Source organism: Cupriavidus sp. SIMBA_020, assembly GCF_046535395.1.
GTDB classification, from domain to species: domain Bacteria; phylum Pseudomonadota; class Gammaproteobacteria; order Burkholderiales; family Burkholderiaceae; genus Cupriavidus; species Cupriavidus campinensis.
In genome coordinates this window covers 256,810-282,135 of record NZ_JAWRWU010000004.1, presented here as the reverse complement: position 1 = coordinate 282,135, position 25,326 = coordinate 256,810, and the positions used below count along the sequence as shown (strand labels likewise).

The window sequence follows — 25,326 nt, the reverse complement described above, 5'->3', positions numbered from 1 at the left end:
CGTTTTTACACGGTATCGCGCGAGGCACGCTTGCGCTCGTGCTCCTTCAGGTGGCGCTTGCGCAGACGAATGCTCTTGGGGGTGATTTCCACGAGTTCGTCGTCGGCGATGAATTCCACCGCGTATTCCAGCGACATCTGGATCGGCGGCACCAGGCGCACGGCTTCGTCGGTACCCGAGGCGCGCACGTTGGTCAGCTGCTTACCCTTGATCGGGTTCACGACGAGGTCGTTGTCGCGGCTATGGATGCCGATGATCATGCCTTCGTACAGCGCATCGCCCGGCTTCACGAACATGCGGCCGCGATCCTGCAACTTCCACAGCGCGTAGGCCACGGCGTCGCCGTCGTCCTGCGAGATCAGCACGCCATTGTGGCGCTCGCCCAGGCCGCCTTCGCGCACCGGTGCGTAGTCGTCGAAAATGTGGCTGATCAGGCCCGTGCCGCGCGTCAGCGTCAGGAACTCGCCCTGGAAGCCGATCAGGCCACGCGCCGGAATGCGGTACTCCAGGCGGGTACGACCCTTGCCGTCCGATGCCATGTCGAGCAGTTCGCCCTTGCGGCGGCCCAGCTCTTCCATGACGCTGCCCTGGTGGCCGTCTTCCACGTCCACGGTCAGCAGCTCGTACGGCTCATGCTTCACGCCGTCGATTTCCTTGAACACCACGCGCGGACGCGACACGGCCAGCTCGTAGCCTTCGCGGCGCATGTTTTCCAGCAGGATGGTCAGGTGCAGTTCGCCACGGCCCGACACTTCGAAAATCGTGTCGTCGCCGGTTTCGGCCACGCGCAGGGCCACGTTCGACTTCAGCTCGCGGTCCAGGCGTTCGCGCAGCTGGCGGCTGGTCACGAACTTGCCTTCACGGCCGGCCAGCGGCGACGTGTTCACGCAGAAGTTCATGGTCAGCGTGGGCTCGTCCACCTTCAGCATCGGCAGGGCGTCCTGGGCGTCCGGCGCGCACACGGTGCAGCCGATACCCAGTTCCTCGATACCGTTGATCAGCACGATGTCGCCGGCTTCCGCCTCGGGCACGATTTCGCGCTCCAGGCCACGGAACTTCAGCACCTGGTTGATACGACCCTTGATCGGGTTGCCTTCCGGGCCGAACTTGACCACCACGTCCTGCAGCGACTTGGCGCGGCCACGCGAAATGCGGCCCACGCCGATCTTGCCGACGTAGCTCGAGTAGTCGAGCGAGATGATCTGCATCTGCAGGGGACCGTCCGGGTCGTCGTTACGCACCGGCACCTTGGTCAGCACGGTCTCGAACAGCGGCTTCATGTCGCCGTCGCGCACGTCTTCGGTCAGGCCAGCGTAGCCGTTCAGGCCCGAGGCGTAGATCACCGGGAAGTCGAGCTGCTCGTCGTTGGCGCCGAGCTTGTCGAACAGGTCGAAGGTCTGGTTGATCACCCAGTCAGGGCGTGCGCCGGGACGGTCGATCTTGTTGATCACGACGATCGGCTTCAGGCCGAGTGCGAGTGCCTTGCGCGTCACGAAACGCGTCTGCGGCATCGGGCCTTCCACGGCATCGACGAGCAGCAGCACGCCGTCGACCATCGACAGCACGCGCTCCACTTCACCGCCAAAGTCGGCGTGGCCCGGAGTGTCCACGATATTGATGTGCGTGCCGTTGTATTCGACAGCACAGTTCTTCGCGAGGATCGTGATCCCGCGTTCCTTTTCCAGGTCGTTCGAGTCCATCACGCGCTCAACCATTTGCTGGTTTTCGCGGAAGGTACCTGCCTGGCGCAGGAGCTGGTCGACCAGGGTGGTCTTGCCATGATCGACGTGGGCGATGATGGCGATGTTACGGATGGCGCGGGTCATTGCGGCGTCCCCTTGACGCGGAGCGTTCGAAAAATTAACCCGACATTCTAGCATGCTGCGGCGCAAAACGCTCTGCTGCGGATCGACCTTCTATGTTAGCCGTCGTTGCGATTCCTGCAATGACGAATTTCCGTTCTTGCGGATCGTGGATCACATGCATATATTTGCCACAGCAATGATTGCAGCGACAAACAATGAGTGCCCCTGACAACACTTCCACGCCTGCCTCCACGCCCGCCTCGGCCGGGCCAGACCTGTTCGATCCGGCCAGCTACGAACCAGGCTCAAGCGTGGGCTACCTGCTGGCCCGGGCCAAGAACCTGCTCTCCCTCGGGATCGAGCAGGAAGTAAGTGGTCTTGACATCACACATACCCAGGCGAGCTGCCTGATGATGTTGTCGACGGGGAGCGCCCGCACGGTGACCGACCTCGGGCGTGGCCTGAATACCGATGCCGGATCCATCACCCGCCTGCTGAGCCGGCTTGAAAAGCGGGGACTGATCGTGCGCACGCGGCGCGACGATGATCGTCGCGTGGTGGACCTGTCGCTCACGGCGGAGGGCGAAGCAATCGTCGCCAAGCTGCCCGCGGTCTTCTGCAATGTGATGCGACGTCATTTCGTTGGCTTCAGCCAGGCGGAGATCGACGTACTGCGCGGCATGCTGCACCGGGTCATCGACAACGGCGGCGGCCAGGCTATCGGCGCCTGCTGGACGGACCGCGACGGCGGGTAGTCCATCCCCTGCACATCCGCCCTTTCGCACGTTTTCCGGATCACCACGCGCCACCGTCCTGGCGACACGTCTAAAGAAGAAGTCAGATCGATATGCAACCCGTTTCCTCCTCCGCACCGATCTCCTCCGCACCCCGCCGTCTGGGCGCCCTGGCCCTCACGGTCATGGCCGCGGCCGTGCTGGCCGGCTGCGCGGCACTGGGTGACTCGCGCAGCACCCAAAATCTGGCCGAGCCGCAGGCGCAGGCGCTGGCGTCGCCGCAGACCTTTACAAACGATCACGGCCAATGGCCGTCGCAGGACTGGGTCGATCAGTTCCACGATGCGCAACTCCGCGCGCTGGCCGACGAGGCCGTCAAGGACAATCCTAGCCTGCAGGCCGCGCTGGGCCGCGTGGCGGCATCGCGCGCGCTGGCCGAGGCCACGCGCGGTGCGCTGTACCCGAGTGTGGATTTCGAAGGCAGCATCGTGCGCCAGCGATTCTCCGAAACCGACCTGTTCGAAGGCACGCCGCTGGCGGGCTCCTGGCAGAACCAGTCGCGCCTGCAGATGGGCCTGTCGTGGGACCTCGATTTCTGGGGCAAGAACCGCGATGCGCTGGAAGCCGCCCTCTCCGACGACCGCGCCATGGAAGCCGAGAGCCAGGCCGCACGCCTGATCCTGACCACGTCCATCGCCCGCAACTACAACCGGCTGGCCGCGCTGTATGCGCAGCGCGATGTGGCCGAGCGCGCCATCGCCCAGCGCCGCGACCTGACCGACCTCTCGCGCCAGCGTCTGGCTGCCGGGCTCGATACCCAGGTCGAGACCACGCAGGCGCGCGGCACCGTGGCCGCCGCGCAGACCGACCTGCAACGCGTGGAAGAGGAAATCGCCCTCGCCCGCAACCAGATTGCCGCGCTGCTGGGCAAGGGCCCGGACCGCGGCCTGCAGATCGCCCGCCCCACCCTGCTCGCCAACGCCACGCCGCTGCTGCCCGATGACCTGACCATCGGCCTGATCGGCCGTCGTCCGGATGTGGTGGCGGCGCGCTGGCGCGTGGAGGCGGCATCCAAGGACATCAGCGTGGCGAAGAAGGAGTTCCTGCCCGACGTGACGCTGACCGCGTTCGCCGGCGTGGCCTCGCTCGATCCGTCGAACCTGCTGATGGGCATCAGCCGCACCTTCGGCATCGGTCCCTCGGTGCGGCTGCCGGTGTTCGAAGGCGGCCGGCTGCGCGCCAACCTCAAGGGCAAGAACGCGCAGTACGACATCGCCGTGGCGAACTACAACCAGACGCTGGTCGATGCGCTGCGCGAAACCGCCGACACCGTGACCAGCATCCGCAGCGTGGACACCCAGATCAAGACCCAGCGCGAGGCACTGGACCTGGCCGAGCACGCCTACGCGCTGGCCACCACGCGCTACAAGGCCGGCCTCGGCACGCAGCTGACCGTGCTCAACGCTGAAAGCAACGTGCTCCAGCAGCGCCGGCTGGCCACCGACCTCCAGGCACGGCGGCTCGATTTGCAGATGGGGCTGATGAAGGCGCTCGGCGGCGGCTACCAGGGCGAAACGCCCGACACCGCGCAAACGCCGCGCGCCGCCCAGGGCTGACCAAGCGCCCACCCGCCGACTCCCGACAATCCGTCAAAGACTACGCAAAAAGACAGACATCATGAGCAACACTCCCCAATCTGCCGCGCCACAAACCCCGGTCCCGTCCGCCGACAACAATGGCAAGCGCCGCCGCCTGCTGGTGGCGCTGACCGCCGCCGTCGTCGTGGCCGGGCTTGGCTATGGCCTGTACTGGGGCGTCTACGCGCGCCATTTCGAGAACACCGACGATGCCTACGTAGCGGGCAACGTGGTGCAGGTCACGCCGCTGGTGGGCGGTACGGTGATCTCGATCACCGCCGACGACACGCAGCTCGTCACCGCCGGGCAGCCGCTGATCCAGCTCGACCGCGCCGACTCCCAGGTGACCATGGAACAGGCGGAGGCCCAGCTCGCCCAGGCCGTGCGCGAAGTACGCACGCTCTATGTGAACAACGGCTCGCTCTCCGCCAACGTGGCGATGCGCCAGGCCGACGTGGCCAAGGCGCGCGACGACCTGCGCCGCCGCCAGGCGATTGCCGGCTCGGGCGCGGTGTCGAACGAAGAAATTGCTCATGCGCAGACCGCGCTGAAGGCCGCCGAATCGGCGCTGCTGGCCGCGCAGGAGCAACTCGCCTCGAACAAGGTGCTGACCGACCAGACCACGGTTGAGAAACATCCCAATGTGCAGCGCGCCGCCGCGAACCTGCGTTCGGCCTACCTCGCCTTCGCGCGCTCGACGATGCCCGCGCCGGTCACCGGCTACGTGGCCAAGCGCTCGGTGCAGGTGGGCCAGCGCGTGAGCCCTGGCACGCCGCTGATGGCCGTGGTGCCGCTGGACCAGGTGTGGGTGGATGCCAACTTCAAGGAAGTGCAGATCACGCATATGCGGATCGGCCAGCCGGTGGAACTGGAAGCCGATGTCTACGGCTCGAAGGTCAAGTACACGGGCCACGTGGCGGGCTTCTCGGCCGGCACGGGCTCCGCGTTCTCGCTGCTGCCGGCGCAGAACGCCACGGGCAACTGGATCAAGGTGGTGCAGCGCCTGCCGGTGCGCATCGCGCTGGATCCCCAGCAGCTGAAGGACCATCCGCTGCGCGTGGGCCTGTCGATGAACGTCACCGTCGACGTGCGCAAGGAAGAAGGCGGCGCGATGCTCAGCGCCTCGGCCGCCAAGCCGCTCGAGACCAATGTCTACGACAAGGTGGCGCAGGACGCCGACGAACTGATCGCCCGGATCATCGCGCTGAACAACGGTGGCCGCACCTCGGCCGCGCCGCAGGCAGCCCCGGCCGTGACCGGCAAGGCGGGCGCCGCGGCGGCCGTGGCCAAGCCGGCCAATACGTAATTGTCTGATTCCCCGATTTCCGGATTCCCTGTATCCCTGATTCCGCACGGCTGACCGCTCATGGCTAATTCCACCACCGCCACGCCGGGCGCAGGCGCCTCGCCGGCACCGGCACCGGCCAAGGCGCCCACCGCGGCACCACCGCCGCTCACCGGCGGCAAGCTCGTGATCGGCACGATCGCGCTGTCGCTGGCCACGTTCATGAACGTGCTCGACTCGTCGATCGCCAATGTGTCGATCCCGGCCATCTCGGGCGACCTTGGCGTCTCGCCCAACCAGGGCACCTGGGTCATCACCTCGTTCGCAGTGGCCAATGCCATCTCGGTGCCGCTGACCGGCTGGCTGACCACGCGCTTCGGCGCGGTGCGGCTGTTCGTGCTGTCGATCCTGCTATTCGTGGTCTCGTCGTGGCTGTGCGGCGTGGCGCCGAACCTCGAGACGCTGCTGGCCGCCCGGATCCTCCAGGGCGCGGTAGCCGGGCCAATGATCCCGCTCTCCCAGTCGCTGCTGCTGGCCAGCTATCCACCGGCCAAGAGTTCGATGGCGCTGGCGCTGTGGGGCATGACCACGCTCGTCGCGCCGATCATGGGGCCGCTGCTCGGCGGCTGGATCTCGGACAACATGACCTGGCCGTGGATCTTCTACATCAATATCCCGGTCGGCCTGGGTGCCGCATACGCTACCTGGGCGATCTACCGCGAGCGTGAAACGCCCACCAAGACCCTGCCGATCGACCGCATCGGGCTGGCGCTGCTGGTGATCTGGGTCGGCTCGATGCAGCTGATGCTCGACAAGGGCAAGGAGCTCGACTGGTTCCACTCCAGCGTGATCGTGGCGCTGACCGTGATCGCCGTGGTGGGTTTCCTGTTCTTCCTGATCTGGGAAAACTACGAGAAGCACCCGGTGGTGGACATCCACCTGTTCAAGGGCCGCAACTTCGCCGCCGGCGTGGTGGCCATCTCGGTGGCGTACGGGCTGTTCTTCGGCAACCTGGTGATCCTGCCGCTATGGCTGCAGACCATCGTCGGCTACACCGCCACGGACGCCGGCATCGTCATGGCGCCGGTGGGCATTTTTGCGATCATCCTGTCGCCGATCATCGGGCGCATCCTGCCCAAGGTGGACGCGCGCTGGGTGGCCACGGGCGCGTTCATCACCTTCGGCATTGTCAGTTTCATGCGGGCCGGGTTCACCACCGGGGTGGACACGCGCACGCTGATGATTCCCACGCTGATCCAGGGTGCGGCGATGGCGCTGTTCTTCATTCCGCTGACGTCGATCATCCTGTCCGGCCAGCCGCCCGAGAAGATTCCGGCGGCGTCGGGGCTGTCGAACTTCGTGCGGATCACGTTCGGGGCGATCGGGGCGTCGATCTCGACCACGGTCTGGGAAAACCGCTCGGCGCTCCATCACGCGCAGCTGGTGGAGCAGATCAACCCCTACAGCGCCACCTACACCGAGCAGCTGCACCACCTGATGCAGATGGGCATGACGCAGGCGCAGGCCATCGGGCTGATGGAGCGGAACATCTCGCTCCAGGCGTCGATGCTGGGCGCCAACGACATCTTCTGGATCTCGGGCGTGCTGTTTTTCGTGCTGATCGGCTTTGTCTGGCTAACCAAGCGCAGCCAGGGCGGCGGCGGGGCCGAAGCGGCCGGCGCGCATTGACCCGCCACTGAGCGCGCGCCGCTATCGACGCTCCGGCGGCGATGCGGCGCTGACGGGCGGCACCATCCGCGTGCCGCCCTGCCACGCAAACGCGGCCAGCAACGCAGCGGCGCCCCCCCAGGCGAACACCGGCAGCCAGGGCAACCAGCCCGCCAGCGGCGCGGTGGCGCCGGCAGCCAGCATGGCGATGCGCGCCAACGCCGCCAGGGCCGCGAGCGAGAACACCAGCCCGACGAAGCGCCCTTCCCGCCCCACATGGCCGGCATCGGTCGCCGCATTGACCACCGTGCCGAAGACCATCGCCCACAACACCCCCGCCAGGCCCTGCGCCAGCAACACGCCCGGGAGCGTGGAGGCCGAGGCGAAGCCAACCAGCGTAAGCGCCCCCAACAGGGCCGATGCCAGCAGCAGCACGGCAGCCGGCACGCGCTTCAGCCATGGCGCCTGCGGCAGCAACACGCCAAGGACAAAGCCCACCCAGAAGGCCGGCATGTAGCGCACCAGTTCCGTGGCCGGCGCGAAGCGGAGATAGGTGGCGCCGGAATTGATCGCGGTGTGGATCTGGAAGCCGAACGCCAGCAGCCACGTGGCGGCGAAGAACATCCACAGCGCCGGCATGGGCGCGGGCGGCATGCGGCGGGCCGGAGGAGCCTCGCGCGGCGGCAGCTCGATCCAGCGCAGTGCGACCACCGCCACCATCAGGCCGACACTCGCCAGCACGAACGGCACCAGGGGCGAGGACTGGCGCAGCGCAGCCGTCAGCATCGGAGCCAGCGCCCCGGCCAGCCCGATGCCCAATATCGACCAGGAAATCAGCAATGGCGTGGCGGAGCGTTCGAGGCGACGCGCGATGATGACCATCGGCGGCGCGCGCAACGCGGACGAGGTGGCGGCCCAGAGCGCGGTCAGCCCCACCAGCAGCGCCGGCGAAGTCGCCGCCGGCAGCAGCACGAAGGCCACGCCGGAGACGACCGAAATCGCCAGGATCCAGACACCCAGCCGGTGCATGGCGTTGGCCATGCGGTCGGCGGCGATGCCCATGGCGCTGTCGGCGATGACGAAGATCGCCTGATCCATCAGCAGAATCCACGCGACCTGCGCCTTGCCGATGCCGACCTGCGCGGCGAGTTGCGGCAGGAAAGCCACGTAGAGCGTCCACGTCACGGCCAGCAGGCACTGCACCGCGCAAAAAATCAGGCAACGCATGGCTCCCACCGCTGATCCGTGGCTGGTGGGTCAAGGATAGGTCATGGGGGCCCGGGGCCTGCGTGGCGGACTGCGTGTCGTTACCGCCACTTCCCGAGAACACCGTGGGTGTAGCTGAAGCCTAGCTGCCCCGCGCCGTGATCGAGATTCGTACCTGCGCCTGCGCGCTACCTGCGACATTGCGGGCCGTGACCGTGTAGACCGCCTGCGACTGCAAAACCGCCGGCGTGCCAGCAATCACGCCGGTTTGCGCATTCATGCTCAAGCCCACCGGCAAAGGGGGGCTGACTGCATATGCTGTGACCGCACCGCCAGTCACCACGGGGGTGTTGGGCACGATGGCTTCCGCCACAACGTAGCGGGCCGAGGGCGTGCTGAACGCGAGGCTGGCCGGTGCCACGGGGGCGGCCTGCACGGCGATACGCAATGCGGTGGTGGTCTCGCCTGCCCCGTTGCTGCCCGTGACGGTATAGCTCGACTCTGCCGCCAGGGCGGTCGGCGTGCCGGTGATGGCGCCGGTCTGGGTATTGAATGCCAGTCCGGCCGGCAGCGCCGGCGCGATGCGGAACGTGGAAATGGGGCCGCCGGCGCTGGTGGCCGTATTCGCCGTGATGGCTGTGCCGACGGTGTAGATGACGGCCGACTCGCGGTAAGCCAGCCCCGAAGGCGCCGCCTCAGTGTTGCGCACCTCGATCTGCACCCGGGCTGTAGCGCTGCCGGCGGCGTTCTCCGCGGTCACTACGTATACTGTTACGGCGCTGACTGCTGTGGGCGTACCGGCAATCACCCCGCTGGCCGCGTCGAGCGTCAGCCCCGCCGGCAAAGCCGGCACCACGGTATAGCGCGTCACGGCGCCGCCGCTGACGCTGGGCCGATTCGGGACGATCGGCTGGCCGGCTTGGTAGATCGCCGATGTCATGGTGTAACTCAGCCCGGCCGGTGCCTGGACACTGCCGTCGTCTTCATCGGTGACACACCCCGACAGCAGGGCCGCACAACCCAGAAAGAGTATCGCCAGCCACGACCGGGCAGACGACAGAACTGCATACGGTGCGCGCAGCGCGGCACCGAAGGTTCGGAATGACATGGACTACCCCGCAAGTTGTTGTTTTTATTGCGGCCCTGACCGCTCGCCGCGCTGATGCCTACGGCATCACGGCGTGAATATACAACACGTCCACGGGCGTATCGTCTAAGGCTCCCCGCCCAGTTTTCAGATCTTTACGAGCCGTTCCGGGCGCAGCGCGCCTTCTCGCATCCGGGCCACACCCAGCAGGCGGGACGGCTCGCCGCCGTACACGCGCGCCAGGGTCTCCTCTTCCAGCGCGGTGCCTTCGGGCAGGTCGCGCAGGGCGATGCGCTGGCCCTGAAGGAACCGCGCCATCGCGGCGTCGTCGAGTTGCACGGGCACGCAGCGCTGCAGCAAGGCGTCCACGGGCGCAAGCAGGGTCGGACGGATATCGTCGGATTGCTGGTCGATCTGCTCCAGCGTCACCGCGCCGTCGAGTGTGAGGTCGCCCACCGCCGTGCGGCGCAAGGCGGTCAGGTGGCCGCCGCAGCCGAGCGCTTCGCCGATGTCCTCGCCCAGTGTGCGGATGTAGGTGCCCTTGCTGCAACGTACGCGCATCGTGAATTGCGGCGGATTGGCGTCGATGGCCACGTCGAGCAGTTCGATTGCATGGATCGTCACCGCCCGCGCCGCGCGTTCGATGGTCTGCCCGGCGCGCGCGTATTCATATAGCGGCTTGCCGTCCTTCTTCAGTGCCGAGTACATCGGCGGCACCTGTTCGATCGGTCCTGTAAATCGTAAAACAGCCAAATCCAGTGCCGCGCGGTCGCAGGTGACCGGGCGTTCGGCAACGACTTCGCCCTCGGCATCGCCGGTGGTCGTCGTCATGCCTAGCCGTACCACGGCCTCATAGGTCTTGTCGGCGTCGAGCAGGTCCTGGGAGAACTTGGTCGCCTCGCCGAAACACAGCGGCAGCAGGCCGGTGGCCAGCGGGTCCAGCGTGCCCGTGTGGCCGGCTTTGTTGGCGCGCAGCAGGCGCTTGGCGCGCACCAGCGCGTCGTTGGACGACAGGCCCAGCGGCTTGTCGAGCAGCAGCACGCCGTGCACGTCGCGGCGTGGCAGCCGGGGCGGACGGGTTGCGGGGGAATCGGTCATTGCGGCGGGGGGAGAAGCGCGGCGCCGGAGCGGGTCCGGCGCGCGTCACAGAGGCGGAACGGCGCGACGGACTTACTCGTCGTCCTTGGCGCGCGTCGAATTGGCTTCGTTGATCAGCTTCGACATCTCGATGGCATGTTCCACCGACGTGTCGTGATGGAAATGCAGCGTCGGCACGGTGTGAATGTGCAGGCGCTTGAACAGCAGCGAGTGCAGGTAACCGGCCTTCTCGCGCAGGATACCGGCGGCCACCTCAGGCTCGGCGCCCAGCACCGTGAAGTAGACCTTGGCGTGCGCGTAGTCCGGCGTCAGCGCCACCGATTGCAGCGTGACCAGGCCCAGGCGCGGGTCGCGCAGTTCGCGCTGGATCATCTCGGCCAGTTCCTTCTGGATCTGGTCGGAAAGCCGCAGATTGCGGGAGGAGATATTGCCTTTCTTGGCCATTCAAACCTGTCTTGTGCCCAAAGTGAAAACGGCAGGCCGGAGCCTGCCGTCTTGCGTATCGCCTTACAGCGTACGCGCCACTTCGGTGATTTCGTACACCTCGAGTTGGTCGCCTTCCTGAACGTCGTTGAAGTTCTTGATCGACAAACCGCACTCGAAGCCTTGCTTGACTTCCTTGACGTCGTCCTTGAACCGCTTGAGCGAGTCCAGTTCGCCAGTGTGCACCACCACGTTGTTGCGCAGCACGCGCACCAGCGAGTTGCGCTTGACCATGCCGTCGGTGACCATACAGCCGGCCACGGCGCCAATCTTCGGTACACGGAAGACCTGGCGGACTTCCACCTGGCCGATCGTCGTCTCGCGCTTCTCCGGCGCCAGCATGCCGGACATCGCCGCCTTGATCTCGTCTACCGCATCGTAAATGATGTTGTAGTAGCGGATGTCGATGCCATTGTGCTCGGCCAGCTTGCGCGCGCCGGCATCGGCCCGCACGTTGAAGCCGATGATGACCGCCTTCGAGGCCACAGCCAGGTTGACGTCCGACTCCGAGATGCCGCCCACGCCGCCGTGCACGATCTGCACGCGCACTTCCTCCGTCGACAGCTTCTGCAGCGACTGCACCAGTGCTTCCTGCGAACCCTGCACGTCGGCCTTCACGATCAGCGGCAGCGATTGCACTTCGCCTTCGCTCATCTGCTCGAGCATCGTTTCCAGCTTGGCGGCCTGCTGCTTGGCGAGCTTCACGTCGCGGAACTTGCCCTGACGGAACAGGGCGATTTCACGCGCCTTGCGCTCGTCCGGTAGCACCAGCACTTCCTCGCCAGCGGCCGGCACTTCCGACAGACCCTGGATTTCCACCGGGATCGACGGACCCGCTTCCTTCGTCGGCTTGCCGTTCTCGTCAAGCATGGCGCGCACGCGGCCGTAGGCACTGCCTGCGAGCACCACGTCGCCACGCTTGAGCGTACCGCTGCTGACCAGGATCGTCGCGATCGGGCCCTTGCCCTTGTCCAGCTGGGCTTCCACCACCAGGCCCTTGGCCGGGGCGTCCACCGGGGCCGTCAGCTCCAGCACTTCGGCTTGCAGCAGCACCTGCTCGAGCAGGTCGTCGATGCCCAGGCCGGTCTTGGCGGACACCGGCACGAACGGCGAATCGCCGCCGTACTCTTCCGGCAACACCTGCTCGGCCACCAGTTCCTGCTTCACGCGGTCCGGGTTGGCTTCGGGCTTGTCGATCTTGTTGATCGCCACCACGATGGGCACGCCGGCAGCCTTGGCGTGCGCAATCGCTTCCTTGGTCTGCGGCATCACGCCGTCGTCCGCCGCGACCACCAGGATCACGATGTCGGTGGCCTTGGCGCCACGGGCACGCATGGCCGTGAAGGCCTCGTGACCCGGGGTGTCCAGGAAGGTGATCACGCCACGCTCGGTTTCCACGTGGTATGCACCAATGTGCTGCGTAATGCCTCCAGCTTCGCCCGCAGCCACCTTGGTGCGGCGGATGTAGTCGAGCAGCGAGGTCTTGCCGTGGTCGACGTGACCCATCACGGTCACCACCGGCGGACGCGGCAGCAGTTCGGCGTCGGTATGGTCTTCGCCATCCACCACCAGCAGCGCTTCCGGATCGTCCAGCTTGGCGGCAAACGCCTTGTGGCCCATTTCTTCCACCACGATCATGGCGGTTTCCTGGTCCAGCACCTGGTTGATCGTGACCATCTGGCCGAGCTTCATCATCTGCTTGATGACCTCGGACGCCTTCACGGACATCTTGTGCGCCAGGTCGGCCACCGAGATGGTTTCCGGCACGTGTACTTCACGCACCACCGGCTCGGTCGGCGCCTGGAAGTTGCTGCGGTCGTCGGCATGCTGCTTGCCGCCGCGGCCACGCGGGCCACCGCGCCAGCCACCCACGCCGCCCGACGTATCGCCGCGCGTCTTCAGGCCGCTGCCCTTCTTGCGCGAGCCTTCGTCCTGCCACGTACCGGTCTTGACCGGCTTGCCGGTCTTCTTGTCGACGGTGGTCGTGGCCGTGGTGGTGGTCGTGGCCGGTTTCTTCTCGTCCTTCTTGGCTTCGGTCGTCGCGCCGGCCGGCTTCACCGGCTTGTGCAGCGTGCCGGTCTGCTCGGCCTTCTTTTCCTCGGCCTTGCGTTCCGACGGCGCCTTCAGCACGCGGGCCGGGGCGTTCAGCATCTGCTGGATCGCACGGGCCTCGGCCTCGGCAGCCTCGCGGCGGCGGCGGGCGGCGTCCTGCTCGGCACGGGCCTTGTCGGCCGCGGCCTTCGCGTCGTCCGCATCCTTCTGCACCTGCACGCGCTCGGCAGCCACGCGGGCCTGGTCGTCCTCGGCCTTCTTGCGCACGGCGGCGTCCTCGACGGCGTTGTTCACCGCCTGGGCAGCCGCAGCCTCTTCCTCGGCCTTGCGGGCTAGGAGTTCGGCCTGGCGGCGCTGCTCGGCCTCGAGGGCTTCCTGGCGCGCACGGCGCTCGGCTTCCTCGCGCTCGGCGGCTTCCTGGCGTGCCTTCAGCTCGGCTTCCTGGCGCGCGAGCGCCTCGGCCTGCTGACGGCTTTCCTCTTCCTCGCGGCGCGCCTGTTCAGCGGCGGCTTCAGCCGCTTCGGCGGCGTCCACGCCATCGGCGTGTACATCCCCGGCGGCCTCGTCACGCTTGATCAGGACGCGCTTCTTGCGCACCTCGACCTGAACGGTACGGGTCTTGCCGGTGGAATCGGCCTGACGGATTTCGGACGTCTCGCGCTTGGTCAGCGTGATCTTCTTGCGTGCGCTGTCGTCGGCCTGACCGTGCGACCGCTTGAGATAATCAAGGAGTCGGGTCTTGTCCGATTCGGTGATGATGTCTTCCGGCGTCGCTTTGCCCACCCCAGCTGCCTGCAATTGTTCCAGCAGGGCAGCTGCGCTGCGGCTCAGTTCTGCGGCCAGTTGGGCAACTGTTGTGCTTGCCATTCAAACCCTTTCAATGCTCGGTTTCTACGTCGGGACAATCGTATGCGGAAAGCGCCGGGGCCCCTGGCCCCGTACGTGTCCCTCAGTTAAACCAATGTTCCCGTGCTTTCATGATCAGCGCCTTGGCTTCCTCATCCGCCACGCCGGCCAGCTCGACCAGTTCGTCCACGGCCAGTTCGGCCAGGTCGTCACGCGTGTGGATATTGCCTTCGGCCAGCTTGCCGATCAGCTCGGGGGTCAGGCCGTCGAGCGAGCGCAGGTCCTGCGACACCTCTTCCACCTTTTCTTCCCGGGCCAGTTCCATCGTCAGCAGCGCATCGCGTGCGCGGTTGCGCAGCTCGGTGACGGTGTCCTCATCGAAGGCCTCGATTTCCATCATTTCACTGATGGGCACGTAGGCAACTTCTTCCAGCGTGGAGAACCCTTCCTCGATCAGGATGTCCGCCACTTCTTCGTCCACGTCCAGCTTGGCCATGAACAGCTTGCGTACCACTTCGCTTTCCTCGGCCTGCTTCTGCGCCGATTCTTCCTGCGTCATGATGTTGATCTGCCAGCCGGTCAGCTCGGACGCCAGGCGTACGTTCTGGCCGCTGCGGCCAATGGCGACGGCGAGGTTTTCCTCATCCACCACCACATCCATGCTGTGCTTTTCCTCGTCCACCACGATGGACTGCACCTGCGCCGGCGCCAGCGCACCGATCACGAACTGCGCCGGGTCTTCCGACCACAGCACGATATCCACGGCCTCGCCGCCGATCTCGTTGCGCACAGCCGTCACGCGGGTACCGCGCACGCCGACACAGGTGCCGATCGGGTCGATGCGCTTGTCATGGGCCACCACGGCGATCTTGGCGCGCACGCCGGGGTCGCGGGCGGCTGCCTTGATCTCGAGCAGGCCCTGTTCCATTTCCGGCACTTCGTTCTCGAACAGCTTGATCAGGAACTCGGGTGCCGTACGCGACAGTTCGATCTGCGGGCCGCGCGCGGCGCGGTCCACATTGAGGATATACGCCCGCACACGGTCACCGGTACGGAGATTTTCCTTCGGAATGATCTGGTCACGGGCCAGCAGCGCTTCCACGCGCCCCGATTCCACGATCAGGCCCTTCTTGTCGGCGCGCTTGACCGTGCCGGTCATGACCTTTTCGCCACGATCCAGGTAGTCGTTCAGGATCTGCTCGCGCTCGGCGTCGCGGATACGCTGCAAAATCACCTGCTTAGCCGCCTGGGCGCCAATCCGGCCAAATTCCACGGACTCGATCTGCTCTTCGACGAACTCGTCGAGCTGGATGTCCGGATCCTGGTCGCGGGCTTCGAACAGCAGGATCTGCTTGTCCGGCTCCTGCAGGCCCTGCTCGTCGGGGACGACAAGCCAGCGGCGGAACGTTTCGTGCTCACCGGATTCACGGTCGATGGCGACGCGGATATCCACGTCCTCCTCGAAGCGTTTCTTGGTGGCCGAAGCGAGTGCTGCTTCGAGCGCACCGAATACCACATCCTTGTCGACGTTCTTTTCACGCGCAAGCGCATCGACGAGCAACAGAACTTCGCGGCTCATTGCTTGTTCCCTTTTCTTTGATTTCCCTTGAAGTCGATCACTGGCACGAGCCGTGCCTTGTCGACGTCGGATATGGCGAATTCCAGCAGTGCCGGGCCGTCGCGTCCTTCGAATTCCAGGCCGATTTTCTCGGCTCCGGCATCGCCAGTGGGTGCCTGGATGATGCCGACGAAATTCTTCTGGCCATTCACCGGGAGGCGCAGCGTGATCCTGGCCTCGACGCCGGCAAAACGGACGTAATCGGCCAGCTTCTTCAGCGGCCGGTCCAGACCGGGCGAGGACACCTCGAGGCGCTCGTAGTCGACATTTTCGACCGTAAGCACATGGGTAAGCTGGCGGCTTACCTTCTCGCAATCCTCAATGACGATGCCGGTTTCAGGCTGATCGATATAGACACGCAGCAGTCCGGCCGGGGCACGCTCAAGCTCAACCAACTCGTAGCCCATGCCGTTAAGGGTGGTTTCGATCAAATCTGCCAGATGCACTGTATTCCCGAAATAGTGGCCTTCAACACCATGGCAGACACCGGACAACGACTTCCGTTCTGAAACTAGGTTCTGAAACGAGGTTCTGAAACGAACCGCTGCCTTGCCTGCCCCGTCATCCCCGGCGCCGGCGTGGCGCAGTCGCGGCCACAAGCACAAAACGGGCGAACCAAAAAAAAATGGGCGCAATGCCCATCATTCGCCCATCCCCGCTAAGGATGACACTTTTGAATAGACTTTGATTATACGCGGATTATGTCCAAAAGGCAAAAGCCTGACGGGATCCGCGGGCAGCATCCAGGCCAGGGCGAGCCCCGGCCTGGATGCTGCCTGCCTGGCTTAGCGGTGACCGCCCCCCTGGTTGCCGCCGCGACCGCGCGGACGACGCGGGCCACTGGCATTGCCGCCACCCTTGGTTGCCTTCGGCATCACATTGCCGTTGGCCTCGCCACCGCCGCGACGCTGCTGGCCGCGCTGGCCACCCATGCCGCCACCGCCCAAACCACCGCCGCCGCCGAGGCCGCCGCGATTGCCACCGCGCCCACCGGCACCACCGCCACGCAGGCCACCAGCCGCGCCACCACTGAACTTGGTGGTGTGTGACGTCAGCGGCGCCGGGCCGGTCGGGATGTAGCCCATCGAGGTCTGCATCGGATCCGGCTGACCACGGCCGGCACCGCCGTTACCGCGCGCGCTACCCTTCTCATAGCGCGGCAGACCGTCCATGCCGGTGTGCATCGGCATGCCCGCGATAGCCGCCTCGGTGCGTGCCTTGCGGCCGCCCACCTTGGTGGCGCCCTTGCCGCCCTGCTCGCCCTTCGCCGGGGCTTTCAGGCCGATATTGGCCATCAGCGCACGCACGTCGGTCGGGTCCAGCTCCTGCCAGCGGCCACGCTTGAGGCCGCGCGGCAGCAGGAACTGGCCATAACGCGTACGGATCAGGCGCGACACGGTCAGGCCGACGGCCTCGAACATGCGGCGCACCTCGCGGTTGCGGCCTTCGGTCAGCGCCACGTGATACCACTGGTTCACCCCTTCGCCACCGCCATCGGCGATGCGCAGGAAGTTCGCCTCGCCATCGTCCAGCTGAATACCGTGCAGCAGCGCCTGGCGATCGGCCTCGGCCAGCTCGCCCAGCGTGCGCACCGCGTATTCGCGCTCCACGCCGTAGCGCGGGTGCATGAACCGGTTGGCGATGTCGCCCGAGGTCGTGAAGATCAGCAGGCCTTCGGTATTGAAGTCGAGACGGCCAACCGCCACCCACTTGCCGGCCTTGATGCGCGGCAGGCTGTCGAACACGGTCGGACGGCCTTCCGGATCGCTCTGGCTCACGATTTCGCCTGACGGCTTGTGATACAGCAGCACGCGCGGCGGCTTGGACGACACCTTGCGATGGATCAGCTTGCCGTTCACACGTACCTGATCGGTCGGCAGGATCCGCTGCCCGATGTGGGCCGGCAGGCCGTTCACCGAGACACGACCCTCGAGGATCAGCTGTTCCATTTCGCGGCGCGAGCCGAGGCCGCCTTCGGCCAGCACCTTGTGCAGCTTGGGCGCATCATCGTCGGCAGACAGTTCACGCACCGGCTTGGCCTTGGTGCGCGGCAACGCCATCTCTTCCTGATCGAATTGTTCCGAGATCACGAACTTGAAGACGTCCTCGGCACCGCCGGCAGGCTTGCCCGCCGGCTTGCCGCCCTTCGCGCCACGGCCCGGCTTGTCACCAAGGCGGTGCTCGGATTTCTCAGAAGGCTTGCCACCTGCGGCACCCGCCTGACCCTTGCGCTGGCCCTGACCACCCTGGCCACCTTGGCTACCCTGACCGCGCTTGTCGCGCCGGCCGGGCTGCTGGGCTGCTGGCTTGTTGTCGCCATCGACCAGCGCGGCCTTGCGCTGGGGCTGCTGGCGGCGCTTGCGCACGCCGGCGCCGTGCGGCTGCGCGGACTGGCCGTCGGCGTCACCCGCCTCGGCACGCGGTTCGCGGACGTCACCGGTATCGCGATCGGCTGCCGGCTTGCGGCGACCACGGGGACGCGGCTCGCGGCCGGCCGGTGCGGCGGCGGCGGGCGGCGGCGCGTCGGCCTGCGTCGGCGTAGCGGCATCGCCCTCGGCACGGCCACCCTCGCGGTCCTGTGCGGACTGGCGGCGCGACGCCACCAGATTGCGCAGGCCACGGCGCAGGCCCTTGCGGCGCGGCGCGCCGTCGGTGCCATTGCCCGCGTCGGGCGCAGCGCCGGTATCGCCCGGCGCGTCCGGTTGCCGGACGTCTTGCTCAGCGGAATCAGACAAAGTATTCACTATCGATGTTGCGTGTTATTCAGTTGGACACGCGTTCGTCGTCCTCAGCAGGATGCGGCGCGTTGCCGTCCCGGACCGAATCGTCGGCCGCTTCCGGGGAGGAAGCAGCTGTGTCCACGTGGAAACCGTTGGCGTGGGCCAGCGGCGCGTCGTCGTCCTGGCCGCCATCGGCGGGCCACTGCGCAACGCTGTTGTCTTGCGGGTGCGGCGTGTCGTTCTGTTCGGTATTGGCGCCGTGGGCTTCCGTCTCCACCGGCTCCCCATGGTCGCCCTCCGCCGCGGCCACGACCTCCGCTTCCACCACCTCGGTAGCGGTCTCGACGGACTGGGGCTCGGCAAAGGCCTCTTCGTCGCCAGCCGGCGGGTTGGCCGTGGCAACTTCCTCAAAATCTATCGCCTGCTGGTCCAGCAGGGCAGCCTGGACCTGGGCCTGGGCATCCTCGAGCGGCGGCAGCTCATCCAGCGTGCGCAGCCCCAGATCGTCCAGAAACGCCTTGGTCGTGGCGTAGAGCGCGGGCCGCCCCGGCACGTCCCGGTGGCCGATCACCTCGATCCAGCTGCGATCCTCGAGCTTCTTGATCACGTCCGTGCTGACCGTCACGCCGCGGATTTCCTCGATATCGCCGCGCGTTACGGGCTGGCGATAGGCGATGATGGCAAGAGTCTCCATCACGGCGCGCGAATACTTGGGCGGCTTTTCCGGGTTGAGCCGGTCGAGGAACTCACGCATCTCGGGTCGGCTCTGGAAACGCCAGCCGCTGGCCAGGGCCACGAGTTCCACACCGCGTTGCTGCCAGTCCTGTCGCAATTCGTCCAACAGGACGCGGATGGTGTCGGCGCCGACATCGTCGGCGAAAAGACGGCGCAGATCGTTGACGCGCAGGGGCTCCTGCGCACAAATCAGCGCGGTCTCGAGGACGATCTTCGCCTCTTGGGTATTCATGTGATTGTGTGCAGCCTGTCTTTGCACCTGCTCCCGGACGAATCCCGGAGCACTGGAGATTTCGGATACAGCGGTACCGATGCCACCGCCATCTCATTGCGCAGCCAACTCGCAGCCTGTCGCAGCCCAGGCAGCCAAGCGGTGCACTTCGTTCTTTTGCATCGATTTGCCGGGTCGTTCCGGCAGGAGATCGTCCGAATCCGGCTGGCTTCGCCGGGAGTCGAACCTCTTGCGTCGCGCTCTCGCCTTTACCCTCGCAGGCGGAACCCTTCCCCTTGGAGCGGACATTCGCCAGGACAATCAGATTGCCAAGGCGGCAAGAAAAAACGGATATCGGCCCGGACAAGCTTCGTCCTGCGCCTGCGCCACCACTCCACAAGGCCGCCCGGCCTCTTAAACCAGATCTTTTGAACCGGATGAACTGTGGGGACGGATCCGGCAAGCCAATGCTGCCTCGGACCCATGGACACGCATCCCAGATCAGGGATGCCGGCCCGGCGACGCCAGGGAATTACATGGCGCGATACCGTGGTTCTCGCGATTGTATGGCATTCCCGGCCCCGTCCGCAACCCGCCCGCTGCCCGGCGTGGCAAATGGCACGAACCCGGATGGGCTGCCCCCCGCTCGGAATTGCCTCAGAACACCACGCAAAACCCATGCGCCGCCAGGGTCTCCGGCAGCCAGACCGCCCGCGCCACGCCCACCATGCCGAAGCCGATGATCAGCACCCCCGCCACGGCCCGGACCACCGGCCGGCGCGACAAATGGCGCACATACCCCGAAAGCCCCGAAATCGCCAGCAGGTTTGGCAGCGTTCCCAGCCCGAAGGCGAACAGCACCAGCGCGCCGGACACCGCATTGCCGGCCAGCAGCGCCATCGCGAGTGCCCCATAGACCATCCCGCACGGCACGATTCCCCAGGCGAGCCCCAAGCCGAAGCGCCTCATGAGCGGCGTATGTCGGGCGAGGCCGGCGGGCAGCCTGATACCGAGCGCGCCCATGCGACCCACTACCCCCTGGGCCACGCGCACCGCGAGCGCCTCCAGGCGCGCCGCGCGCATGCTGCGCCCACGCAACAGCCAAAAGCCCGACGTCACCAGCATCGCCCCGCCTGCGCCATAGAGCCATCGCTGCACGGGCAGATAGTCCTGCTTCCATACGGTGGCGCCTACGGCACCCATGACGGCCCCCAACAATGCGTAGGTGGTCAGGCGCCCGGCGTGCATCGCCAGTAGTTCGACAAGCCAGCCGCGCGGCGAGCGATGGATCGTCACTGGCACGCGCACTGCCGCGCGCTGCTCGGCGGCCATCGCTATGCCGCCGCACATTGCGGCACAGTGGACGCCACCAAACAACGCAACGATAAAAACACTGAAAAGCACACCAAATGGCAACGGTCCCTCGCTTCCGCGTCACTTCACGCGGTAAAATTGACTTGTCGCGCCCCTGCTGCAATGCGCATCACCAAGAGCCCTCAATTGCTTACCTCCATTCCCGTCACCGAGATCTCGCCCCGCTGCTCCACGTGCGGGATGGGTCAGCTTTGTCTGCCGGTAGGCATGTCGCAGCAGGACCTCCTGAAGATGGACACGCTCGTGCAGGAACGCGTGCGCGTGCACAAGGGCGAAACGCTGTATCGCATGGGCGATCCGCTTACCGCCGTCTATGCCGTGCGCTTCGGCACGCTCAAGACGCACGTGACGCTCGAGGATGGCCGCTCGCAGATCACCGGCTTCCATCTGCCCGGCGAGATCGTCGGCCTGGATGGCCTTGGCGAAATGCAGCATGCCTCCGATGCCACGGCCCTCGAGGACGCCGAAGTCTGCGTCGTACGCTTCAGCGAGCTGCAGGCGCTGTCGGGTGACCTGCCCTCGCTGCAAACCCAGTTCCTGCGCTTGATGAGCAAGGAAATCTCGCAGGACCAGGTCATGCTGATGACACTGGGCTCGATGCGCGCCGAGGAGCGGCTCGCCGCGTTCCTCGTCAATCTTTCCGAGCGCCTGTCGGCGCGTGGCTACTCGTCTAGCGAGTTCGTGCTGCGCATGAGCCGCGAGGAGATCGGCAGCTATCTGGGCCTGAAACTGGAGACCGTCAGCCGCCTGTTCTCCCGTTTTGCCGAGGCGGGCCTGATCCAGATCCGCCAGCGCCACGTCAAGCTCATCGACATGGCCGGCATCAAGCAGATCTACAACCGATCCTGCTGAGGCCACCTTGCCGGCGGTGGTGCGCGGGCTACTCGAGTTCATCGGTATCGCTGAGCGGCGTCGGCATGGTGTAGAGCGTCAAGCCGCTCGACAAGGCGCAGAACAGCCACGCCAACAGGAATCCCACGGTGTAGATCGCTTCGCGCGACGCGTCGACCGGATGACCGAAGAAGTTCAGGTCACTGGGATCCACAATCGAGAACACCGTTGCCGTGGCCACGCCGCCGATCAGAAACGCTGGCCACATCACCCACATCAGCCAGCGCAGTCTCATGGCCGCCTCGCCGTGTCATTGACATGGGCGTCGGCGCGTGCGGCGGACCCATCCAGCTTTTCCACCACCAGCCCATGCCGCGCAGCATTGCGCACCGGCACGTCGGCGTGGGTATTGGCGAGCCAGATCGTCACGCCACAGCCGATCATCGCCAGCAGCGGGCCACTCATCAACAACCACGGCCACGGTTCCTTCCACCACGGCTTGATTTGTTGCGCTGTCATTGCCTACTCCTTGCGTCGATAGTTTCCTGGATGACCCGCACTACAGGCCGCGCGGCACGATGAAGCTGGTCGCTTCCTGGATCTGCGCGCGTTCCCGCGCATCGTCCACGCCCTCCCCCGTGACCGTGATGCGGATCTTGTGCGTACCCTCTGGCGCGTCGTCGATAGGGATACGGATACGCACGGGCAACAAGCGGTTCGACGTGGGCGCCAGTGTTTCCGCCGACTTGTCGTACTCGATGGTCAGCCCTTGCAGCGCCGCGCTCGTCGCCTGCACCCGGACGCGCATCGGAGCCTCGGTGGTATTGATCAGTTGCAGCCGGTACACGTTCTCGATCCATCGACCTTCGACCTCGCGGCCCAGGGCACCACGATCGCGAATGACATCGACCTTGAGCGGCGCGCGCATCGCCAGCGACCCGATAAAGCCCCCCACCAGCACCGACCAGATCACCGCGTAGATGATCGTCCGCGTGCGGAACAGCCGCCTGCGCGCCGCCACCGCCGACAGGCTCTTGCGCATTGCGTTCTCGGAGGTGTAGCGGATCAGGCCGCGCGGATAGGCCATCTTGTCCATGACCTGGTTACAGGCGTCGATGCAAGCTCCGCAACCGATGCACTCGTATTGCAATCCGTCGCGGATGTCGATCCCGGTCGGGCAGACCTGCACACAGATGCTGCAATTGACACAATCGCCAATGCCGGCGGCCTGCCGGTCTGTCTTGCGCGATCGGCTGCCGCGCGGCTCGCCACGACCTACGTCATAGGTCACCACGAAGGTATCGCGGTCGACCATCACGCTCTGAAAGCGCGCGTACGGGCACATGTACTTGCACACCTGTTCGCGCATGAAACCCGCGTTGCCCCAGGTGGCGAACGCATAGAACAGCATCCAGAACGACTGCCATGGCCCCAGCGAGAAATCAACCACCTGCCCGCCCAGCTCGCGGATCGGCGAAAAGTAGCCGACAAAGGTGAAGCCGGTCCACAGGGCGACCACCACCCAGAGCGCGTGCTTGGTCGCCTTGAGCCGCAGCTTGCGCAGGCTCCACGGGTCGCCGTCCAGCCGGATGCGGGCGATGCGGTCGCCTTCCACGCGCCGCTCGATCCACATGAAGATCTCGGTGTAGACGGTCTGTGGGCACGCGTAGCCGCAGAATAGCCGGCCCGCAATGGCGGTGAACAGGAACAGCGCCAGGGCCGAGATGACGAGCAGGACCGCGAGGTAAATCACGTCCTGCGGCCACAGCACGAGGCCGAAGATATAGAACTTGCGGGCGCCGAGGTCGAACAACACCGCCTGCCGGTTGTTCCATTGCAGCCACGGCGTGCCGTAGTAGACCAGCTGGGTGAGGATGACGAGCCAGACGCGCCAGCTCGAGAAGGCGCCCGTGACCGAGCGCGGATAGATCTTGCGCCGGACCTCGTAGAGCGTCTCTTCAGAAGATTCAGCCGATTGGGCGGGCTGGGCAGGCTGCCCGGATCGAGGCGCGGCTGCCGGGCGCCATGGCGGGCTGTTGTCCGGCCGTGAGGGCTCCGGCGTGGCGGCGTCGTCCGCCACGGGCTGTGCAGCGTTGGGGGGCGCGTTCATCTGGTGTTCCTCGCGCCCCGGCAGGCGGCTTGCCGCCCTGCCCGGGGGCTGTTGATCATTGTCCGGCCGCTCCTGTGTTGGAGAGACCCCACACATAGGCCGTTAGCATGCGGATACGCTCGGGCGTCAGGATTTCCTCGTGCGCGGGCATGTGGCCGTTGTGGCCCTTCAGGATCGCCTCGACGATGGCATTTTCCGAGCTGCCGTAGAGCCAGACGCTGTCCGACAGGTTCGGCGCGCCAAGCGCCTGGTTCCCCTTGCCGCTTGCCCCATGGCAGGCTGCGCACGTGGTCTTGAAGGTGCCTTCTCCCCGCGACGCACGGATCGGATCGGACGCCAGGCCCGAAAGCGAGCGCACATACTGGGCCGTGTCCCCGGCGAGTTTGGCGTCGATGGTACCGGCGAACGGCGGCATCATGCCGTTGCGGCCCTTGGCGATCGTCTGACGGATCGTGTCAGGGTCGCCGCCATAGAGCCAGTCGTTATCGGCCAGGTTCGGGAAACCGCGGCTGCCGCGCGCGTCGGAGCCATGGCACTGCGCGCAGTAATTCAGGAACAGGCGCTGGCCGATCTCGCGAGCCTCGGGGTCGGCTGCGACCTTCGTGACGTCCATCGCCATGTACTTCCCGTAGATCTCGTTCTGAATCTTCTCGGCGGCCTGGCGATGCGCAGCCAGTTCGCCCTGCGAGGAGAAGCCCAGCACGCCTGCGTAGGAACCCAGGCCCGGATACAGAACCAGATAGCCCAGGCTGAAAATGCAGGCCAGCAGGAACATCCACATCCACCAGCGCGGCAGCGGATTGTTCAGTTCGCGCAGGTCACCGTCCCAGACATGGCCGGTATCCTCGGTCACAACCTGGCTTTTGGGCACCCGGCGCTGCGAGAACAGCAGCCACACGCACCACGCGATGCCGACCAGCGAGATGGCCGTGATGTAGTAACTCCAGTAATCGGAAATGAAATCGCTCATGGCTGTGGGTTCCGGCTTGTCGTTATCGTGGTCTCGTCAGGCAACGCGAAAGGCAACATGGCCGACTCCTCGTTGGCGGCCTGGCGACGCGTCGACCAGGCCCACCAGCAGATGGCGAGGAAAGCCAGCATCGACAGCACGGTGGCAGCGGAAGTCAGGATAGCCATGGCGTTTACTCCTTCGGGGCGGTGGCCGCCGTGGTGGCGTCCACGCGCACATTGCGGCGGTTCAGGCCGAGGCCTTGCAGGTACGCCACCATCGCGTCCTCTTCGGTCTTGCCGGCGAGTTCCTCGGGGGCGTGGGCGATTTGCTCCTCGGTGTACGGCACGCCCAGTCGCTGCAGCGCGCGCATCCGCGCCTGGATATCATCAGTCGGCAGCGTAGCCTTCTCGAGCCACGGGTACGACGGCATCACCGATTCCGGCACCACATCGCGCGGATTGCGCAGGTGGATGCGCTGCCAGTCATCCGAATACCGCCCGCCCACGCGGGCGAGATCCGGCCCGGTACGCTTGGAGCCCCAGAGGAACGGATGGTCATACACCGACTCGCCGGCCGTCGAGAAATGGCCATAGCGCTCGGTCTCGGCCTGCAGCGTGCGCACCTGCTGCGAATGGCAGCCGACGCAACCCTCGCGGATATAGATGTCGCGGCCCATCAGGCGCAGCGGCGAATACGGCACGATGCCCGCATCGGGCTTGGTCGTGGAATGCTGGAAGAACAGCGGCACAATCTGCACCAGGCCCGCAATGCTCACCACGATGATCGTGGCGATGATCAGCCAGCCGACGTTCTTCTCAAGCGTTTCGTGGGTGAAGAATCCTTGTTTTTGTGACATCTCAGCAATCCTCGGCGG

General features: G+C 65.9%; 22 protein-coding genes. 5 read left to right on the top strand and 17 right to left on the bottom strand.

Annotation, left to right across the window (positions count from 1 at the left end; translation table 11 throughout):
* Window positions 1–5 precede the first annotated feature (5 nt).
* A complete protein-coding gene (gene typA, locus SB751_RS10475) occupies window positions 6–1,826 on the bottom strand; it encodes a translational GTPase TypA (RefSeq protein ID WP_144200756.1) in 1,821 nt (606 codons plus the stop codon).
* Between the two features lie 194 nt (window positions 1,827–2,020).
* On the opposite strand from typA, the gene SB751_RS10470 reads away from it, so the two are divergent.
* The 4 genes from SB751_RS10470 (at window position 2,021) to SB751_RS10455 (ending at window position 7,150) form a co-directional block, all read left to right on the top strand.
* Window positions 2,021–2,560: a MarR family winged helix-turn-helix transcriptional regulator gene (locus SB751_RS10470; RefSeq protein WP_144200758.1), complete on the top strand. Its 540-nt coding sequence runs from the start codon at window positions 2,021–2,023 to the stop codon at window positions 2,558–2,560.
* A 92-nt stretch (window positions 2,561–2,652) separates the two neighbouring features.
* The gene (locus SB751_RS10465; protein ID WP_144200760.1) at window positions 2,653–4,155 is read left to right on the top strand and encodes an efflux transporter outer membrane subunit; all 1,503 of its coding nucleotides are present in this window, start codon (window positions 2,653–2,655) and stop codon (window positions 4,153–4,155) included.
* Between the two features lie 61 nt (window positions 4,156–4,216).
* Window positions 4,217–5,482 carry an HlyD family efflux transporter periplasmic adaptor subunit gene (locus SB751_RS10460; RefSeq protein ID WP_410748012.1) on the top strand — a complete coding sequence of 422 codons (1,266 nt, stop codon included), beginning with the start codon at window positions 4,217–4,219 and terminating at the stop codon, window positions 5,480–5,482.
* Window positions 5,483–5,542: 60 nt separating this feature from the next.
* Window positions 5,543–7,150, top strand: a complete 1,608-nt coding sequence (locus SB751_RS10455) for a DHA2 family efflux MFS transporter permease subunit (RefSeq protein WP_244844994.1) — start codon at window positions 5,543–5,545, stop codon at window positions 7,148–7,150.
* A 21-nt stretch (window positions 7,151–7,171) separates the two neighbouring features.
* Here SB751_RS10455 and SB751_RS10450 read toward each other — a convergent pair whose 3' ends face one another.
* From SB751_RS10450 to SB751_RS10405, 10 genes are all read right to left on the bottom strand, one after another.
* A complete protein-coding gene (locus SB751_RS10450) occupies window positions 7,172–8,356 on the bottom strand; it encodes an MFS transporter (RefSeq protein WP_144200766.1) in 1,185 nt (394 codons plus the stop codon).
* A 121-nt stretch (window positions 8,357–8,477) separates the two neighbouring features.
* Window positions 8,478–9,275, bottom strand: a complete 798-nt coding sequence (locus tag SB751_RS10445) for a putative Ig domain-containing protein (RefSeq protein WP_250024573.1) — start codon at window positions 9,273–9,275, stop codon at window positions 8,478–8,480.
* A 294-nt stretch (window positions 9,276–9,569) separates the two neighbouring features.
* The gene (truB, locus tag SB751_RS10440; RefSeq protein WP_144200770.1) at window positions 9,570–10,520 is read right to left on the bottom strand and encodes a tRNA pseudouridine(55) synthase TruB; all 951 of its coding nucleotides are present in this window, start codon (window positions 10,518–10,520) and stop codon (window positions 9,570–9,572) included.
* 72 nt (window positions 10,521–10,592) lie between these two features.
* Window positions 10,593–10,964 (bottom strand): 30S ribosome-binding factor RbfA, encoded by a 372-nt coding sequence (gene rbfA, locus SB751_RS10435; RefSeq protein WP_092289589.1) that lies wholly within the window; start codon window positions 10,962–10,964, stop codon window positions 10,593–10,595.
* A 63-nt stretch (window positions 10,965–11,027) separates the two neighbouring features.
* Window positions 11,028–13,922 carry a translation initiation factor IF-2 gene (gene infB, locus SB751_RS10430; protein WP_144200772.1) on the bottom strand — a complete coding sequence of 965 codons (2,895 nt, stop codon included), beginning with the start codon at window positions 13,920–13,922 and terminating at the stop codon, window positions 11,028–11,030.
* Window positions 13,923–14,004: 82 nt separating this feature from the next.
* On the bottom strand, window positions 14,005–15,480 hold the full coding sequence (gene nusA / locus SB751_RS10425) for a transcription termination factor NusA (protein WP_144200774.1): 1,476 nt from the start codon (window positions 15,478–15,480) through the stop codon (window positions 14,005–14,007).
* On the bottom strand, window positions 15,477–15,965 hold the full coding sequence (gene rimP, locus SB751_RS10420; protein ID WP_144200913.1) for a ribosome maturation factor RimP: 489 nt from the start codon (window positions 15,963–15,965) through the stop codon (window positions 15,477–15,479). Before rimP ends, nusA begins: the two co-directional genes overlap by 4 nt.
* 339 nt (window positions 15,966–16,304) lie before the next feature.
* Window positions 16,305–18,254, bottom strand: a complete 1,950-nt coding sequence (gene rluB, locus SB751_RS10415) for a 23S rRNA pseudouridine(2605) synthase RluB (RefSeq protein ID WP_410748011.1) — start codon at window positions 18,252–18,254, stop codon at window positions 16,305–16,307.
* A 28-nt stretch (window positions 18,255–18,282) separates the two neighbouring features.
* On the bottom strand, window positions 18,283–19,206 hold the full coding sequence (gene scpB / locus SB751_RS10410; protein ID WP_144200778.1) for an SMC-Scp complex subunit ScpB: 924 nt from the start codon (window positions 19,204–19,206) through the stop codon (window positions 18,283–18,285).
* A 636-nt stretch (window positions 19,207–19,842) separates the two neighbouring features.
* On the bottom strand, window positions 19,843–20,601 hold the full coding sequence (locus tag SB751_RS10405) for a sulfite exporter TauE/SafE family protein (protein ID WP_144200780.1): 759 nt from the start codon (window positions 20,599–20,601) through the stop codon (window positions 19,843–19,845).
* 84 nt (window positions 20,602–20,685) lie between these two features.
* Here SB751_RS10405 and fnr point away from each other — a divergent pair, with 84 nt between their 5' ends.
* Window positions 20,686–21,411 carry a fumarate/nitrate reduction transcriptional regulator Fnr gene (gene fnr, locus SB751_RS10400; RefSeq protein WP_144200782.1) on the top strand — a complete coding sequence of 242 codons (726 nt, stop codon included), beginning with the start codon at window positions 20,686–20,688 and terminating at the stop codon, window positions 21,409–21,411.
* Between the two features lie 28 nt (window positions 21,412–21,439).
* Here fnr and SB751_RS10395 read toward each other — a convergent pair whose 3' ends face one another.
* The 6 genes from SB751_RS10395 to ccoO are packed head-to-tail and all read right to left on the bottom strand — an operon-like array spanning window position 21,440 to window position 25,308.
* Window positions 21,440–21,685, bottom strand: coding sequence for a hypothetical protein (locus SB751_RS10395; protein WP_144200784.1), 246 nt, complete (start codon window positions 21,683–21,685; stop codon window positions 21,440–21,442).
* Entirely contained in the window at window positions 21,682–21,909 is a 228-nt protein-coding gene (locus SB751_RS10390; protein ID WP_250024576.1) for a hypothetical protein, read from the bottom strand. Before SB751_RS10390 ends, SB751_RS10395 begins: the two co-directional genes overlap by 4 nt.
* 40 nt (window positions 21,910–21,949) lie before the next feature.
* On the bottom strand, window positions 21,950–23,500 hold the full coding sequence (gene ccoG, locus SB751_RS10385; protein WP_313819091.1) for a cytochrome c oxidase accessory protein CcoG: 1,551 nt from the start codon (window positions 23,498–23,500) through the stop codon (window positions 21,950–21,952).
* Window positions 23,501–23,555: 55 nt separating this feature from the next.
* Window positions 23,556–24,470: a cytochrome-c oxidase, cbb3-type subunit III gene (gene ccoP / locus SB751_RS10380; protein ID WP_144200790.1), complete on the bottom strand. Its 915-nt coding sequence runs from the start codon at window positions 24,468–24,470 to the stop codon at window positions 23,556–23,558.
* Window positions 24,467–24,637: a cbb3-type cytochrome oxidase subunit 3 gene (locus tag SB751_RS10375; protein ID WP_144200792.1), complete on the bottom strand. Its 171-nt coding sequence runs from the start codon at window positions 24,635–24,637 to the stop codon at window positions 24,467–24,469. The genes ccoP and SB751_RS10375 overlap by 4 nt, the downstream gene beginning before the upstream one ends.
* Before the next feature lie 5 nt (window positions 24,638–24,642).
* Window positions 24,643–25,308: a cytochrome-c oxidase, cbb3-type subunit II gene (gene ccoO, locus SB751_RS10370; RefSeq protein WP_144200794.1), complete on the bottom strand. Its 666-nt coding sequence runs from the start codon at window positions 25,306–25,308 to the stop codon at window positions 24,643–24,645.
* Window positions 25,309–25,326 lie beyond the last annotated feature (18 nt).

Excerpts from the sequence above, each read along its gene's own strand:
- SB751_RS10445 (WP_250024573.1), bottom strand. The coding sequence starts at position 9,275 with ATGACATCGGCGATCTACCAAGCCGGCCAGCCGATCGTCCCGAATCGG.
- infB (WP_144200772.1), bottom strand. The coding sequence starts at position 13,922 with ATGGCAAGCACAACAGTTGCCCAACTGGCCGCAGAACTGAGCCGCAGC.
- SB751_RS10450 (WP_144200766.1), bottom strand. The coding sequence starts at position 8,356 with ATGCGTTGCCTGATTTTTTGCGCGGTGCAGTGCCTGCTGGCCGTGACG.
- SB751_RS10375 (WP_144200792.1), bottom strand. The coding sequence starts at position 24,637 with ATGGCTATCCTGACTTCCGCTGCCACCGTGCTGTCGATGCTGGCTTTC.
- SB751_RS10395 (WP_144200784.1), bottom strand. The coding sequence starts at position 21,685 with ATGAGACTGCGCTGGCTGATGTGGGTGATGTGGCCAGCGTTTCTGATC.
- ccoP (WP_144200790.1), bottom strand. The coding sequence starts at position 24,470 with ATGAGCGATTTCATTTCCGATTACTGGAGTTACTACATCACGGCCATC.
- rbfA (WP_092289589.1), bottom strand. The coding sequence starts at position 10,964 with ATGGCCAAGAAAGGCAATATCTCCTCCCGCAATCTGCGGCTTTCCGAC.
- typA (WP_144200756.1), bottom strand. The coding sequence starts at position 1,826 with ATGACCCGCGCCATCCGTAACATCGCCATCATCGCCCACGTCGATCAT.
- SB751_RS10465 (WP_144200760.1), top strand. The coding sequence starts at position 2,653 with ATGCAACCCGTTTCCTCCTCCGCACCGATCTCCTCCGCACCCCGCCGT.
- SB751_RS10470 (WP_144200758.1), top strand. The coding sequence starts at position 2,021 with ATGAGTGCCCCTGACAACACTTCCACGCCTGCCTCCACGCCCGCCTCG.
- truB (WP_144200770.1), bottom strand. The coding sequence starts at position 10,520 with ATGACCGATTCCCCCGCAACCCGTCCGCCCCGGCTGCCACGCCGCGAC.
- scpB (WP_144200778.1), bottom strand. The coding sequence starts at position 19,206 with ATGAATACCCAAGAGGCGAAGATCGTCCTCGAGACCGCGCTGATTTGT.
- SB751_RS10455 (WP_244844994.1), top strand. The coding sequence starts at position 5,543 with ATGGCTAATTCCACCACCGCCACGCCGGGCGCAGGCGCCTCGCCGGCA.
- ccoO (WP_144200794.1), bottom strand. The coding sequence starts at position 25,308 with ATGTCACAAAAACAAGGATTCTTCACCCACGAAACGCTTGAGAAGAAC.
- SB751_RS10390 (WP_250024576.1), bottom strand. The coding sequence starts at position 21,909 with ATGACAGCGCAACAAATCAAGCCGTGGTGGAAGGAACCGTGGCCGTGG.
- nusA (WP_144200774.1), bottom strand. The coding sequence starts at position 15,480 with ATGAGCCGCGAAGTTCTGTTGCTCGTCGATGCGCTTGCGCGTGAAAAG.
- ccoG (WP_313819091.1), bottom strand. The coding sequence starts at position 23,500 with ATGAACGCGCCCCCCAACGCTGCACAGCCCGTGGCGGACGACGCCGCC.
- SB751_RS10460 (WP_410748012.1), top strand. The coding sequence starts at position 4,217 with ATGAGCAACACTCCCCAATCTGCCGCGCCACAAACCCCGGTCCCGTCC.